This is a genomic window from Acinetobacter lwoffii, from assembly GCF_024129735.1.
Taxonomy (GTDB): domain Bacteria; phylum Pseudomonadota; class Gammaproteobacteria; order Pseudomonadales; family Moraxellaceae; genus Acinetobacter; species Acinetobacter lwoffii_H.
In genome coordinates this window covers 38,611-52,729 of record NZ_JAMXXK010000011.1, presented here as the reverse complement: position 1 = coordinate 52,729, position 14,119 = coordinate 38,611, and the positions used below count along the sequence as shown (strand labels likewise).

Sequence of the window (14,119 nt, the reverse complement as noted above, 5' to 3'; positions counted from 1 at the left end):
AAAAACCCCAGGAAATGTGTGAAATCAATTAATAAGTATTTGTTATTCTTTAGTCGAGATTAGATGTCTTAAAAATAAAAATCAACAAAATTAAAGACAAATTTTTACCCATCCGATGAACTAAAGCACATAATTCAAAATTGACAGGGCAACAACAGGAGCAGTTTCGGTACGTAGTACACGCTCGCCGATACACCAGTTGAGAAAACCTTTCTGGTTTGCGGCACTAATTTCTGCCTCACTCAAGCCACCTTCGGGGCCAATCAGCAGGGCAAGATCTAAAGTCGCATCTGCCAGTACATCTGTTTCATCTTTATTGGGTGCTAAAACCAGTTTGGTGTTCGGAAGTTCAGTATCCAGCCATTTTTCAAGTGACATGGGCGCTAAAATTTCAGGCACAATGTTTAGACCACATTGTTCACAAGCCGCAATAGCAATGCCTTGCCAGTGATCCAGCTTTTTCTGGTCGCGATCATACTTTAAACGCATTTCACAACGATCCGAAGTCAGCAGCTGAATTTCGGAAACGCCCAGTTCGACTGCTTTCTGAATCGCATAATCCATACGGTCGCCTTTACTCATCACCTGACCGAGCAAAGCCTGGAACTTTGGTGTGCGATTGGCAGGATTAAATGCATTGACCGAGACGGTGGCTGATTTTTTAGCAACCTCGGTTAAAGTCACGTCATATTCGCCACCCTGTCCATTGAACAGGGTCGCGCTTTCACCGACTTGCGCGCGTAAAACCTTTACCCAATGATGAAATACAGTTTCCGTAAGCTCAAGGCTGACATCAACAGTTAAATCAGCATCTATATAAAAACGTGGCATTGATCGTTCTACTCAAAAAATCGGTGAAATAAAGGGCTTAAGCTAAACCAAGATCGGTGACTAGCTGACGGGTCGGGTCAGTAGTATTCATGGTGTAAAAATGCAAACTTGGTGCACCACCTGCAAGCAGACGCTCACAGAATTTAACTACAACTTCATGGCCAAAGGCTTTAATGCTGGCAGTATCGTCACCATAAGTTGCCAGTTGCTTACGAATCCAGCGTGGAATCTCAGCGCCAGTACCATCAGCAAAGCGAATCAGATTGCTGGCATTGGTAATTGGCATGATGCCTGGCGCAACTGGAATATCGATTCCTGCTTTCTGGATACGATCTACAAAATAGAAATAAGCATCTGGATTGAAGAAGAACTGAGTTAAAGCAGCATTGGCACCTGTATTGACTTTATCAACAAAGTGCTGAATGTCTTTGTCAAAGCTTTCAGCCTGAGGATGCATTTCCGGATAAGCTGCGACTTCAATCTTAAAATGATCGCCTGAATGTTCGCGGATAAAGCGAACCAGATCAGCTGCATAAGGTAATTCGCCCAAACCCACTTGGCCTGAAGGCAAGTCACCACGCAGGGCAACAATACGGTCAATGCCTTGAGATTTGTACAGATCTAGAAGTTCAGCAATACGCGCTTTGTCATCGCCAATACAAGACAGGTGAGGGGCAACAGGTGCACCTTTGCCATTAAAGTCATTGATAGTAGACAGGGTGCGTTCACGAGTGGAACCACCAGCACCATAGGTCACAGAGAAGAATTCTGGATTTAAGAGTTGTAACTCTTGATGTACAACCTTGAGTTTTTCCGCACCTACATCAGTTTTGGTCGGGAAAAATTCAAATGAAATTGGAATCTGTTTAGACATGTTCAAATCCTTTTTATAAATACTTGTAATTTTGGATTGCCCTCATCCTAACCTTCTCCCAAAGGGAGAAGGGACTTCCATTACGATAGTTAAAGTCTTTAAAACTTACCCTCTAACTATTTTCACAATAGAAGTTTCCCTCTCCTTTTAGGAGAGGGCTAGGGAGAGGTAAAAACAAAAATTAGTATTTATAAGCATCAGACTTGAATGGACCTTCAACTTGAACACCCAAGTAATCCGCTTGTTCTTGAGTCAGTTGAGTCAAGACACCACCGAAACCAGCAACCATCGCAGCAGCAACTTCTTCATCTAATTTCTTAGGAAGAAGTTCTACACGAATTTGTGCAGCTTTTTCAGATTCTGGAAGATCAGCAAATTTCTCAGCGAATAAATGCATTTGACCCAATACCTGGTTGGCAAATGAACCATCCATAATACGTGATGGGTGACCAGTCGCATTACCAAGGTTCACCAAACGGCCTTCAGAAAGAAGGATCAGGTAATCATTTTCATTTTCTGAACGATACACCTGGTGTACTTGAGGTTTAACTTCAACCCACTTGTAGCCACGTAGGTAAGCTGTATCAATTTCAGTATCAAAGTGACCGATGTTACAAACAACTGCGCCAGCTTTTAATGAATCAAGCATTGCAGCGTCACATACGTGGTAGTTACCTGTTGTAGTTACGATAAGGTCAGTGTTTTGAAGAAGGTCAACATTGATGTCTTCTTTCTTGCCAGTTTGCACGCCATTTTTGTATGGAGATACAACTTCGTAACCGTCCATGCATGCTTGCATTGCGCAGATTGGATCAACTTCAGTTACGCGTACAATCATGCCTTCTTGACGAAGGGATTGCGCAGAACCTTTACCTACGTCACCATAACCGATCACAAGTGCACGACGGCCAGATAAAAGCATATCTGTACCACGTTTGATTGCATCGTTCAGTGAGTGACGGCAACCGTATTTGTTGTCGTTTTTAGACTTGGTTACTGAATCGTTTACGTTGATTGCAGGAACTTTTAAAGTGCCATCACGAAGCATTTCATACAGACGTTGAACACCTGTCGTTGTTTCTTCAGTTACACCGTGAATTTTTTCAATCACTTCTGGGTATTTTTCGTGAACAAGTAGCGTTAAATCACCGCCATCGTCCAGAATCATGTTGGCATCCCAAGGCGTGCCATTTACATTGATTTGTTGTTCAAGACACCACATGTATTCTTCTTCAGTTTCACCTTTCCAGGCAAACACAGGAATGCCTGCAGCAGCGATAGCAGCAGCAGCATGGTCTTGAGTTGAGAAGATGTTACATGAAGTCCAGCGAACTTCTGCGCCTAATTCAACCAGTGTTTCAATAAGAACAGCTGTTTGAATGGTCATGTGGATACAGCCGAGAATTTTCGCGCCTGCAAGTGGTTTTGCTGCTGAATAGCGTTTACGCAGACCCATTAGGGCTGGCATTTCAGCTTCAGCAAGTTTGATTTCTTTACGGCCGTAATCAGCAAGTGAAATATCAGCAACTTTGTAATCTGTAAATGAAGCAGTAACCGCGTTCATCAGGATCTCCTAGGAAAAAATAGATTGGATCGTTCTGTTCGCGGATGCCGTTGTTGATCAGAACGAATGTCTGACCGATGGTCGAGCCTAGCGATTTTACATTTAGTGCCTGTAAAACGTCGCAGCATCCCTCGACTAGCGCAGTATTGTACTTGGAAATTGATTTTGTTCCAATCCTAAATTGATTAATATCTGACTAATAAGAAAATTTTGAGAATAAACTATGACTGATGGTTTTGAGTATGCAATCAAAGACTGGGCTGAAATTAAGGATAATTATGAGAATGGCAATTTAATTATTGGTAATGGGGCGAGTGTTGCTTTGCATCAAAAATTTCGTTTTGATTCTTTAAAAGAAGAGGCTGAAAAATTAAGACTTTTTAATGATGATATATCTAAACTTTTTATTGAGTTTGATACATCTGATTTTGAATTAATTTTACGATTGGTTTGGCATGCGAAGTTAATAAATAAGCATTTGGGAATAGTTGATCAAAAACTTGATTCAGCTTACGAAAATATAAAACAAGCTCTTATTAAAGTGGTGAAGGAAGTTCATTGTGAACATTCTGATATCGCGGATCAATTACCTCAGCTATATCAATTTACAAAACAATTTAGAACAGTAGTCTCCCTTAATTACGATTTAATCCTGTATTGGATTTTAATGTATGGAAATAGAAATGAAGATGGGCATAGATTTAAAGATTGTTTTCAAGGTAGCGGGTTATTTAGAAATAATTGGCAAGATTTGAGAAATCCTATTCGTAAGGAAAAAGAAGTAACTTTGAGTCTTTATCAACATGGTAATTTATCTATTTTCAGAGATGCAAAAAATACCGAAACTAAAGTTCAAAGAGGGGATTTTGAGGGTTTGTTAGAAGTTATTACTTCACAATGGGAAGATAATAAAATTCCTTTATTTGTTGCCGAGGGTACGGGAACTAAAAAGCTTGAATCTATAAAAAGTAGTTCCTATTTGAGTACTATTTTCTATGAAGTTCTACCAGATTTAATAACTCAAAAAGCTAATTTAGTCATTTATGGCTGGAGCTTAGGCAAGCAGGAATCACATTTGGTAAAGCAGATATTTAAGAACAAACAATCAGGTAAGGTGGCTATTTCTATATTTCAAAATAATCAGGAAGAGTGCCATCGAATTTATCGGCTTATAAAAAATGAAAAAGTAGCTCCAAATATCGAAATAGAATTTTTTGACAGCCAAAGTTCAGGTTGTTGGAATAATCCTTAAAAAAAAGCCCATCATCTGATGGGCTTTTTTTTACTTATTTAGCTTCAGCAGCATCTGCTTTTTGAGTCCAGAACTCAGCCTGTTCTTCATTGCCATCTACGCCTAAACCATTGGCATAAATAAATGCAAGATCACGCATCGCCTGAACTTCGCCCCATTCCGCAGCCTGTTTTACCAAAGCAATCGATTTTTCGACGTCTTTTTCAATTACATCGCCACGACGGTAAAAACCTGCCAGCTCCAAAGTCGCAGCAGGGTGCTTCTCGATATTGGCCTTGCTTAACCAGTAATAGGCTAACTCAAAGTGAGCTTTGGATTCTTCAGGATCTTTTTCTGCTAACTCTTTGGCATAAACGGTATAACCTTCACCTAACCAGTACATTGCATCCACCAGCCCGCCGTTGGCAGCTTTCAACGCCCATTCTTCAGCAAGAATGATGTCATCATCATGCTCGCTTTGCATATACAGTTCAGCCAGTTCAAATTGCGCTTCAGCATTGCCGGCTAAGGCAAGATTGGTCAGGGCAGCAGGGGGAGAAACACGCTGGGTCATATCAACATCTCAAAAATATTGTGTGTAGACTAAAAGGTTTAAAGCAAAAAAGCCAATCCGAAAGTCAGCTTTTTAAAGAGATTGGTCAATCAAATGATTAGATCAAGCAAAGAATCCCTGAGATCGAGGCGATGAACACACAGAACATTACGATCACTTTAATTCTACTTGCCAGATAACTCAGGCTTAAGCCGACCACCAGTGCTGCAAAAGTCAGACTACCCAGCCAGTAACTGATCATATTGCTGATAGCTCCTGTACACAGGCACAGAATCAGGGCGAGTATGAGCAATACCCAACCGAGAATAGTCGCAAGTTGTGTTTTTGCAGGGTTGAGTTCTGTGTCAAAAATTTGTTTTTGATGTTTGGACATCGACGTTGCAAGCGCAAAGAAACCCAGTGAAGTTAAAGCCCAAATCAGTAAGAAAAACATCATGACTGATTCTCCTTGAGAGCAACCTTGGCTTTTTTAGGCGACAAGCCTTTATGGTTTTTCACTTTTTTAAATGAAAACCAGAACAAGATCGCAAGTACCCACATCGCCAGATCAAAAGAAGCAATGACCCATTGACCATGCATAATGGTGTTCCAGATCGCTTGACCACCCGTCATAAAGTTCACAATTGGCAGCAAGGCAAATGCAGCAGTGGCGAGCAGTAATAGTTCCAGCCAGGCCTGATGATGAGTGCGAATCATGGCATACAGTAAAGTCAGCAACCAGACAATAAAGAAGCTACGAATTTCCCAGTTCAAACGCATGTTCATGTCTGCCGGAATAAAACGGTTGGCATAGAAATAGGCAGCACAGGCAATAGGTAAACCAATAATGGCAGCGATATTGGTGACTTCCACAAGACGATATCCAAACGATTTATAACCTTGCTTCTGTTGCTGCGGTGCACGTTTAACACACCATAGAATCAAGCCGGTGGCAATCATCAAGGTGCCGACTACGCCAGACAGAAACAATAACCAGCGTAAAGCCAGATCTACGCCCCGTGCTTCATGCAGTGTGGTGAACACGTTATAGATACCATTTGCGACTGAAGGCATTTTCAGTGTGGTTTGATCCGGCTCTAAATCACCAGTCACACCATTGAAAGCAAGGCTCAGATAAATATTGCGATAAGCTACGCTGACTCCGTTTAAGGCACGAAGTTCAATTTCAGCTTTTACGGTATTTGGCTGGATGATGGTTATCGTACCCACTGAATTATTTTTCCATTCTTTTTCGGCTGTTGCCAAGATCGGAGTCAGATCGGTTAATGGTGCAGGAGGTACAGCTTGTATTTCATCACGAGAGCGGCGACCTTCACTGCGTGCAGACATTTCACCGCGCTCGCTACGATTTTCTCTCTCAGCTTGCGGTCGACGTTCTTTACTCTCACTACGGCCTTCACGGGATTCAGCTTGAATACTGGTGTTCTGAATCAAACTTTTACGTTGATCCTGAAGGAAAGCACCACGATTTTCATAAATCTGGTTTACGCCCCAGGGCATGAGGGTAAAGAGTAATAGTAATAAGCCACTGAAGGTAATCATGAGATGAAAGGGCAGGGCAAATGCCGCAGTAGCATTATGTGCATCCAACCAAGAACGCTGACCTTTGCCGGGACGGAAAGTAAAAAAATCCTTGAAAATTTTCTTATGGGTAATGACACCGCTGATGATCGCCACCAACATGAGCAGGGTCGCAATGCCGACAATCCAGCGCGCCCAGATTCTTGGCAAACCGTACAATTCAAAGTGGAAACGGTATAGGAAGGAACCGCCACGTGTTTCACGCGCTTGCAAAACTTCGCCCGTGGCGCTGTCAATCGTCACGCGGGTACCACCACGACGGGCACGCGGATCTTCGCCGGCACTACGAATAGTCAGGGTGGTGGTATTTTGGCGTGAATGGGGAAGCTGGATCGCCCAGCTGCCGGCATCCGGATGGTGCTGTTGCAGATAAGCCAGTGCAACACGGGTTTGTTCGATTTGAGTCTTTGGTGGAACTGACTGATGAAATTCCGGTTTCATCCAGACGGTAATTTCGTTCTGGAAAAAGCTTAAGGTTCCGGTCAAGAAAATCGCATATAAAAGCCAGCCTAAAATCAGACTGGCCCAAGTATGCAACCACGACATCGACTGGCGTGGACCTTCGGGTTTTGCATCTACTCTCATCTCAATTTCCTAAAAGCTTATAGGCGATATAGAGTAAAACACCGGGAATCGCGATCCCGAGCGTAGCTTTGAGCGTCTTATTCACCATAAATACCCAGATAAATGCAGCAGCATTCAAGCTAAAGCCAATCAGGGTGGCGGACATGGCTGCACTGCTTCCACTGTCGATAAAAAGCTGGGCAATCAAGATCGTTGCCAGTGTAGCCAGTAGATAACCGCCAGCACCCGCCAGAATAAAGCGATATAAAATCATCCCACGATAAGCCAGCATATTTGCTTTGACTTTATTTTTGCTTGATGGTTTCGGTGCAGTAACTGTTCCAGTCGCTATGGCTTGCATATTCGGACTATTCATCATCGAAAATTCTATTTACAAATTTATGAACTAATTAATGATAATGATAACAATTATTGTTTATATTTTAAATATGGGTTGCTGAACTATTTATATGAAAAATAAGTAAAACTGGAAGTTAGGTTAAAAAAGAGAGGGGGAAGGGAATTAAAAAAGATCAAAATGTAAGGCTTGAAAATAAAAACAGCGGCTCGAAGGCCGCTGTCTAAACTTCATTTATTCACGATTAGTCTTGCTGAATACCTGCAACTACCCAGTCCTGATTTGAACCTGCTGGTTTGGTGAAATGCCAGATTTCTGCAAACGGTTGTGGCAAGCTGTTCAAGTCTTCGCTTACCGTACCGGTAAAGCGTACGCTGACAATATATTGGCCATTGTCAGTCGATGAGTCGACAACCATCGCATTTAGATTTGAAAACTCGGCAACATCCTGATCCTGATTGCTCATGATGTCGTTATACATCGACTGATAAAGATCAGGGGTCAAGTAACGCTGAATTTCAGAAATGTTGCTTGCTGTATTCATAGACTGGATATGGTTAAAACGCTGACGCGCTACACGCAAGAATGCTGCAGGTTCAGTGCCATCCGGTAACTGGCTACCACTTTGGGTATAAGCTGCACCAAAAGGCGCGTTATTTACCGGAGCAGAACCGAACGGAGCATTGTTGCTTGACGTTTGACCACCCACATTCTGACCAAAAATATTGGTACTGTCACCACCGCGAGGTGCAGTCGGTGCCTGACCAAAAGGTGCTGTATTACCAGCACCGCTATTTGGTGCGTATGGGTTAGAAGCTACTTTTTTTTTTGCGCCCATCTTACGGAAAATGAAGAAGGCAACAGCAGCAGCAAGAAGGATCCAGATCCAGCCTGGAATACCACCTTTTTCCTCTTCGGCTTGAGCAGCCTGAGCTTCAGATGCTGCTACACTTTGATCATCCGCCAAGGCATTGGCAGCAACTGCACCAATCGCAGCACCGGCTACACCCGCGGCAACCATGCCGCCGACACCCGGACCGGATTTTTGCTGGGTTGCAGCACCGGCAACTGGCGCTTGTTGAGCAGGCGCAGCTTGACGAGGTTGTTGATAAGATTGAGTAGGTTGTGCAGAACGTTGCATGCCGTGACTTTTACCGCCACCGGCACGTTTTGCTTCAGCTGCAAAAGGCGCAACCAATAAAACTGCTGTCAAGATACCTGTGATCAAACTGCGCTGTCGAACTTCCATTCATTTTTCCTATGAGAATAAAACCTGTTTGTACAGTCTATTTATATAGGCTTTATGTGGAATTTCAATCAAAAATCTGTATTTTTTTGCTCTTTGTACGAAATGAGCCGGTTTACAGTTAATTGAGTTCATCACTCAGCGCCATTGCCTCGCTCAAGGCTTCATGTAAACGCGCAACTGCAATAATTTGCACGCCCTCGATGGATTTTTGCGGTGCATTGCCGCGAGGGACAATAATGTATTTAAAACCATGTTTAATCGCTTCTTTCAGCCGTTCCTGACCGTTCGGCACAGGGCGAATCTCTCCAGACAGTCCGACTTCCCCAAAAACCGCCAGCTGTTGCGGTAAGGCTTTGCCACGAATGCTGGAAGCGCAGGCGAGAAGTACCGCCAGATCCGAACCTGTTTCGGTGATTTTCAAACCACCGACGATATTGACATAAACATCCTGGCCGGAGGTTTGCACACCACCATGCCGATGCATGACTGCAAGGAGCATATTTAGACGGTTCTGATCCAAACCGAGCGCTACGCGTCTTGGTTGGCCATGTGCATCATCGACCAGTGCCTGAACCTCAACCAGTAGCGGGCGCGTACCTTCGCGGCTGATCATTACAATCGAACCGGGAATCGCTTCATCATAACGGCTTAAAAAGATGGCTGAAGGATTGGAAACTTCGCGCAGACCTTTATCGGTCATGCCGAACACACCGAGCTCATTGACCGCACCAAAACGGTTTTTGACCGCTCGGATCATCCGGTAACGTGAATCCGACTGGCCTTCAAAATACAGCACACAGTCCACCATATGTTCCAGTACACGTGGGCCGGCCAGTGCGCCTTCTTTGGTTACATGACCGACCAGAAACAAAGACGTGCCACTATTTTTGGCAAAACGGGTCAACAAGGCCGCTGATTCACGAATTTGTGAGACACCACCTGGTGCAGATTGCAGGGTTTCGGTGTACAGGGTTTGGATCGAGTCCAGGATTGCCACCGCAGGACTTTGCTGGGCCAGTACTTCACAAATACGTTCGACGCAGGTTTCTGCCATGACTTTGAGCTGGTCGGTCGGCAGATCCAGACGCTGGGCACGTAAAGCCACCTGAGACAAGGATTCCTCACCGGTCACATACAGGGCCGGATTTTTGGCAGATGCCATGTGTGTGGCTGTTTGTAGCAAGATGGTAGATTTACCAATCCCGGGATCACCGCCGATCAGGACCACCGACCCGGTTACCAGTCCGCCGCCCAAGACCCGGTCAAATTCGCTGATACCCGTTGGTAGACGGGTTTCATGAGAGACTGAGACCTGATTTAAAGTCGTGATGCTGGACGCCTGGCCTGCATATCCACCACCGATTTTTGGCTGGGCGCGATGCGTCACTGCCGGTGCAATGGTCACCTCAACCAGGCTGTTCCATTCCCCGCATTCAGAACACTGCCCCGACCATTTTGGATGATCGGCACCACACTGTTCACAACGATACACACTTTTTGCTTTAGCCATATTTGAAGATGTAGCGATTGAAATTGAGTGACAGCATAGCGGTGAATGCTATAGAAAACCAAGCCTTTCACCTGAAAAATCATGGTTTTTACGACAAGGCTTGTCGTTTTTATTTATGCTGATTTGAATGCTATGCGTCAACGCCGTCTATAATGCCCATCTTGTTATGCTGGAATGGAACAGATCTTGTCACAATTGCTGAAACATATTGATGCGATCGCACGTGAAAAAAACCGTGATGTGCTGTTTGTGCATTTTGATCATTATGTACATCCAGATCGGGACGCAAACTCGGTTCGCCAAATGTTGATCGGCTGGCTAGAGCAACAGGGCATTGTCTATATGCCGTGTTTAGGTGTGGATCAAACCGTCCATAGTGAAATCTACCTGGGTGGTCTTTATCTGGATGTACCTTTTGATCTGCATCATAAAACCTATCAAAAATTGAGTGGATATCTGGAAGATGAACAGGGCAATATGAAAATTAAAGGCATTCAGTTTTTTGTTTTATCTTTAGGACTAGCGTTGGAGCTTGAATCTGAGTGGGACAAGCTGGCTTGTAGTGGTTTACGTTGCTAAATTTTCATGATGAAGAAAGAATGGAAAAGATGAAGCATAAAAAGCCACGATTAACGTGGCTTTTTACTATTTGAATTGAGTAGTTAAATAATAACTTATCAATTAATAAAGTTCACCAGATTTACGTCTTGCAATGAAGTCTTTGGATTCTTTGGCAATGACGCCAGACAGTAATAATAATGCGATTAAGTTCGGAACCGCCATCAGGCCGTTAAATGTATCGGCGAATAGCCAGACCAGATCCAGTGTTGCAATACAGCCGATAAACACTGAGGCAATATAAATAATGCGATAGGGCAAAACGAATTTTTCGCCAAGTAAATAGCTGGTACATTTTTCGCCATAGTAGCTCCAGCCCAAAATGGTGGAATAAGCGAAGAAAATGATCCCGAAAGTCACCACCCAGCCGCCAATACCAGGTAGCAGCTTGTCGAATACACCGATAGTCAGTACCGCACCGGTTTGATCTCCGAATGAATTACCGGTCATGATATAACCCATCACCAGAACAATACCGGTAATTGAACAGACAATAATGGTATCAATGAAGGTACCGGTCATAGACACCAGACCTTGACGGGCTGGATGATCGGTTTTTGCCGCTGCAGCAGCAATCGGCGCAGAACCCATGCCGGCTTCGTTGGAGAATACACCACGTGCCACACCATAACGAATCGCCGCACCAATTGCACCGCCCACTGCGGCTTCTCCAGTAAAGGCATAGGTGAAGATGATTTTAAGCGCAGGAACGACCAGTTCAAGATTATTAAAAATGATAATTAATCCCCCTGCCACATAGCCTATAGCCATAATAGGAACAATCAGTGACGCTGCTCTGGAAATCGATTTAATCCCGCCCAAAATCACCAGTGCCGAAAAGGCAGTAATAATAATACCGGTCATCCAGGTTTCGATGCCCAAGCTGTTTTGCACTGCCAATGCTACGGTATTGGACTGTACGGAGCTGCCGATCCCAAAAGAAGCCAGAGTTCCGAACAAGGCAAAAATCAGCGCCAGCCATTTCCATTTCAGACCCCGCTCGATGTAGTACATCGGACCACCGGACATTTCACCTTTCTCATTTTTGACTCGGTATTTGACTGCCAGAACACCTTCGCCATATTTGGTCGCCATACCAAACAGGGCAGTCATCCACATCCAGAACACGGCGCCCGGACCACCGAGGACACAGGCAGTGGCTACGCCGGCAATGTTACCGGTACCAATCGTGGCAGAGAGTGCGGTCATCAATGAAGCAAATTGGGAAATGTCCCCTGAATGGTCAGGGTGCTTGCCAAAGACCTGTTTGAAGGCTAGGGGCAACATGCGGAACTGCCAGAACAATAAACGGAAGGTAAGGAAAATCCCGGTACCAACAATTAGTACCAGCATATAAGGGCCCCAGACCCAGCCGCTTAAAGTTTCCATTAAACTTTGTAAATTTTGCATAAAATTCTTCTTATTGATCCATGTCTGTGTAGTTCGAGGTATTGATTAAAAAGCAATTGCTATGCCAGATACATTCATCCTGAATGCATAAATTGACTGAATAGTGTTCTATTTTTTACACAGTTTTAAAAATTTGACAAGAAATTACTGGAATATCGCAGGTCAAAAATAAAGCAGAAGTGTAACCGTAGAGCGATATAAGAAAAATAAATTAACTTCTTCAATTAATCAGGAAATACAAATGATGCAAATTTTATTTTTGTATTCAGCATTTTTTACGTTAATTTGTCGCGAGTAAAACTCAAAGTTGTAATTAATAATGTCAGAAAAATATAACAATTCGTCGGCAGAGCACGGTGAATTAAAGCGGAGTTTGTCCAATCGGCACCTACAGTTAATTGCCATTGGGGGCGCCATCGGAACCGGCCTGTTTATGGGTTCGGGTAAAACCATCAGTCTCGCAGGTCCTTCGATTCTGGTGATCTATATGATCATCGGTTTTATGGTCTTTCTGGTGATGCGTGCATTGGGTGAGTTGTTGCTCTCCAATTTACAATATAAATCATTTATTGATTTTGCCACGGATCTGATCGGGCCTTGGGCCGGATACTTTGTCGGCTGGACCTACTGGCTGTGCTGGATCACCATCGGGATCGCAGATCTGTCAGCCATTATTTACTATCTGCAATTCTTCAATAATGGCTTGCCCTTTAGCCCTGAAGAAGGCGTCATGATCAGTGTTGCCGCGATTGTGTTTATCATGGGGCTGAATCTGGTCACGGTAAAACTGTTTGGTGAAATGGAATTCTGGTTTGCCCTGGTCAAAATTATCGCCATTGTGGTGCTGATTGCTGTTGGTCTGTGGATGGTGTTTACTGGCTTTACCAATGATGTTGGTACGGTCGCATCCTTTAGTCATATCTGGGAGCATGGCGGTTTGTTCCCAACGGGTGCCATGGGCTTTCTGGCCGGTTTCCAGATTGCCATCTTTGCCTTTGTGGGGGTGGAACTGGTGGGGACTACCGCGGCTGAAACCAAAGATCCGGAAAAGAACCTGCCAAAAGCGGTGAACTCTATTCCGATCCGTATCATTATTTTCTATGTATTGGCACTGCTCATTGTGATGTCAGTAACTCCATGGAACCAGATTGACCCGAATGTTTCGCCCTTTGTAAACCTGTTCAGTCAGGCTGGCATTGCAGCGGCTGCGATTATCATGAACCTGGTGGTATTGTCCTCGGTGATGTCATCGATGAACAGTGGCGTATTCTCAACCAGTCGTATGCTGTTTGGCCTGTCGCGTGAAGAGCAGGCACCGGTTGCCTTTGGTCGCTTGAACCGTCGCGCAGTGCCTGCAAATGCCCTATATTTTTCTGCCGTGTGTTTGTTGTTGGGTGCAGCACTTCAGTATTTTGTTCCGGATACCGTTCGAGCCTTTACCTTGGCCACGACTTTATCCACGATTCTGTTTATTTGTGTCTGGATCATCATTATCTGGAGCTATATCGTGTATTACAAAACACGTCCAGAACTACATGCTAAATCGACCTTTAAGTTGCCAGGCGGTCTGGTGACCTGTTGGATCGTGATTATCTTCTTCCTGAGCATGATCGTGGTTTTGGCGCTGGAAGAGGATACTCGCCAGGCACTGATGATCAGCCCGATCTGGTTTATCCTGTTAATCATTGGATATTTTGGTTTCTATAAACAGAAACATAAATAAACCTTATCAATAAAAACGTCAGCGATCTGCTG

At 44.1% G+C, this 14,119-nt stretch carries 13 protein-coding genes; 3 read left to right on the top strand and 10 right to left on the bottom strand.

Annotated elements, in window-relative coordinates; genetic code table 11:
- Positions 1–120: 120 nt before the first annotated feature.
- The 3 genes from NI469_RS04925 to ahcY all read right to left on the bottom strand — a co-directional run bounded on the left by NI469_RS04925 (position 121) and on the right by ahcY (position 3,269).
- Positions 121–831, bottom strand: a complete 711-nt coding sequence (locus NI469_RS04925; protein WP_005265841.1) for a 16S rRNA (uracil(1498)-N(3))-methyltransferase — start codon at positions 829–831, stop codon at positions 121–123.
- A 37-nt stretch (positions 832–868) separates the two neighbouring features.
- Positions 869–1,705, bottom strand: a complete 837-nt coding sequence (gene metF / locus NI469_RS04920) for a methylenetetrahydrofolate reductase [NAD(P)H] (protein WP_085064772.1) — start codon at positions 1,703–1,705, stop codon at positions 869–871.
- A 181-nt stretch (positions 1,706–1,886) separates the two neighbouring features.
- Positions 1,887–3,269 carry an adenosylhomocysteinase gene (gene ahcY, locus NI469_RS04915; RefSeq protein WP_005103920.1) on the bottom strand — a complete coding sequence of 461 codons (1,383 nt, stop codon included), beginning with the start codon at positions 3,267–3,269 and terminating at the stop codon, positions 1,887–1,889.
- A gap of 223 nt (positions 3,270–3,492) precedes the next feature.
- Between ahcY and NI469_RS04910 the strand changes: the two genes are divergently transcribed.
- On the top strand, positions 3,493–4,521 hold the full coding sequence (locus NI469_RS04910; RefSeq protein ID WP_224215610.1) for a DUF4917 family protein: 1,029 nt from the start codon (positions 3,493–3,495) through the stop codon (positions 4,519–4,521).
- A gap of 34 nt (positions 4,522–4,555) precedes the next feature.
- Here the strand turns inward: NI469_RS04910 and NI469_RS04905 are convergent, their stop codons facing one another.
- The 6 genes from NI469_RS04905 to radA all read right to left on the bottom strand — a co-directional run bounded on the left by NI469_RS04905 (position 4,556) and on the right by radA (position 10,336).
- Positions 4,556–5,074: a tetratricopeptide repeat protein gene (locus NI469_RS04905; protein ID WP_180086272.1), complete on the bottom strand. Its 519-nt coding sequence runs from the start codon at positions 5,072–5,074 to the stop codon at positions 4,556–4,558.
- A gap of 97 nt (positions 5,075–5,171) precedes the next feature.
- Positions 5,172–5,510 (bottom strand): DUF3325 domain-containing protein, encoded by a 339-nt coding sequence (locus NI469_RS04900; RefSeq protein ID WP_180086270.1) that lies wholly within the window; start codon positions 5,508–5,510, stop codon positions 5,172–5,174.
- Complete coding sequence (locus tag NI469_RS04895) at positions 5,507–7,240, bottom strand: PepSY-associated TM helix domain-containing protein (RefSeq protein WP_222112231.1); 1,734 nt, start codon at positions 7,238–7,240, stop codon at positions 5,507–5,509. Before NI469_RS04895 ends, NI469_RS04900 begins: the two co-directional genes overlap by 4 nt.
- Before the next feature lies 1 nt (position 7,241).
- Entirely contained in the window at positions 7,242–7,598 is a 357-nt protein-coding gene (locus NI469_RS04890) for a hypothetical protein (RefSeq protein ID WP_034438312.1), read from the bottom strand.
- A gap of 223 nt (positions 7,599–7,821) precedes the next feature.
- Complete coding sequence (locus NI469_RS04885) at positions 7,822–8,826, bottom strand: Tim44 domain-containing protein (protein WP_222112230.1); 1,005 nt, start codon at positions 8,824–8,826, stop codon at positions 7,822–7,824.
- Positions 8,827–8,944: 118 nt separating this feature from the next.
- Positions 8,945–10,336, bottom strand: coding sequence for a DNA repair protein RadA (gene radA, locus NI469_RS04880; RefSeq protein ID WP_138743374.1), 1,392 nt, complete (start codon positions 10,334–10,336; stop codon positions 8,945–8,947).
- A gap of 174 nt (positions 10,337–10,510) precedes the next feature.
- On the opposite strand from radA, the gene NI469_RS04875 reads away from it, so the two are divergent.
- A complete protein-coding gene (locus NI469_RS04875; protein WP_004645721.1) occupies positions 10,511–10,915 on the top strand; it encodes a hypothetical protein in 405 nt (134 codons plus the stop codon).
- 102 nt (positions 10,916–11,017) lie between these two features.
- Here NI469_RS04875 and NI469_RS04870 read toward each other — a convergent pair whose 3' ends face one another.
- Positions 11,018–12,364 carry an alanine/glycine:cation symporter family protein gene (locus NI469_RS04870; RefSeq protein WP_004731815.1) on the bottom strand — a complete coding sequence of 449 codons (1,347 nt, stop codon included), beginning with the start codon at positions 12,362–12,364 and terminating at the stop codon, positions 11,018–11,020.
- Between the two features lie 319 nt (positions 12,365–12,683).
- Between NI469_RS04870 and NI469_RS04865 the strand changes: the two genes are divergently transcribed.
- The gene (locus NI469_RS04865; protein ID WP_004731814.1) at positions 12,684–14,087 is read left to right on the top strand and encodes an amino acid permease; all 1,404 of its coding nucleotides are present in this window, start codon (positions 12,684–12,686) and stop codon (positions 14,085–14,087) included.
- Positions 14,088–14,119 lie beyond the last annotated feature (32 nt).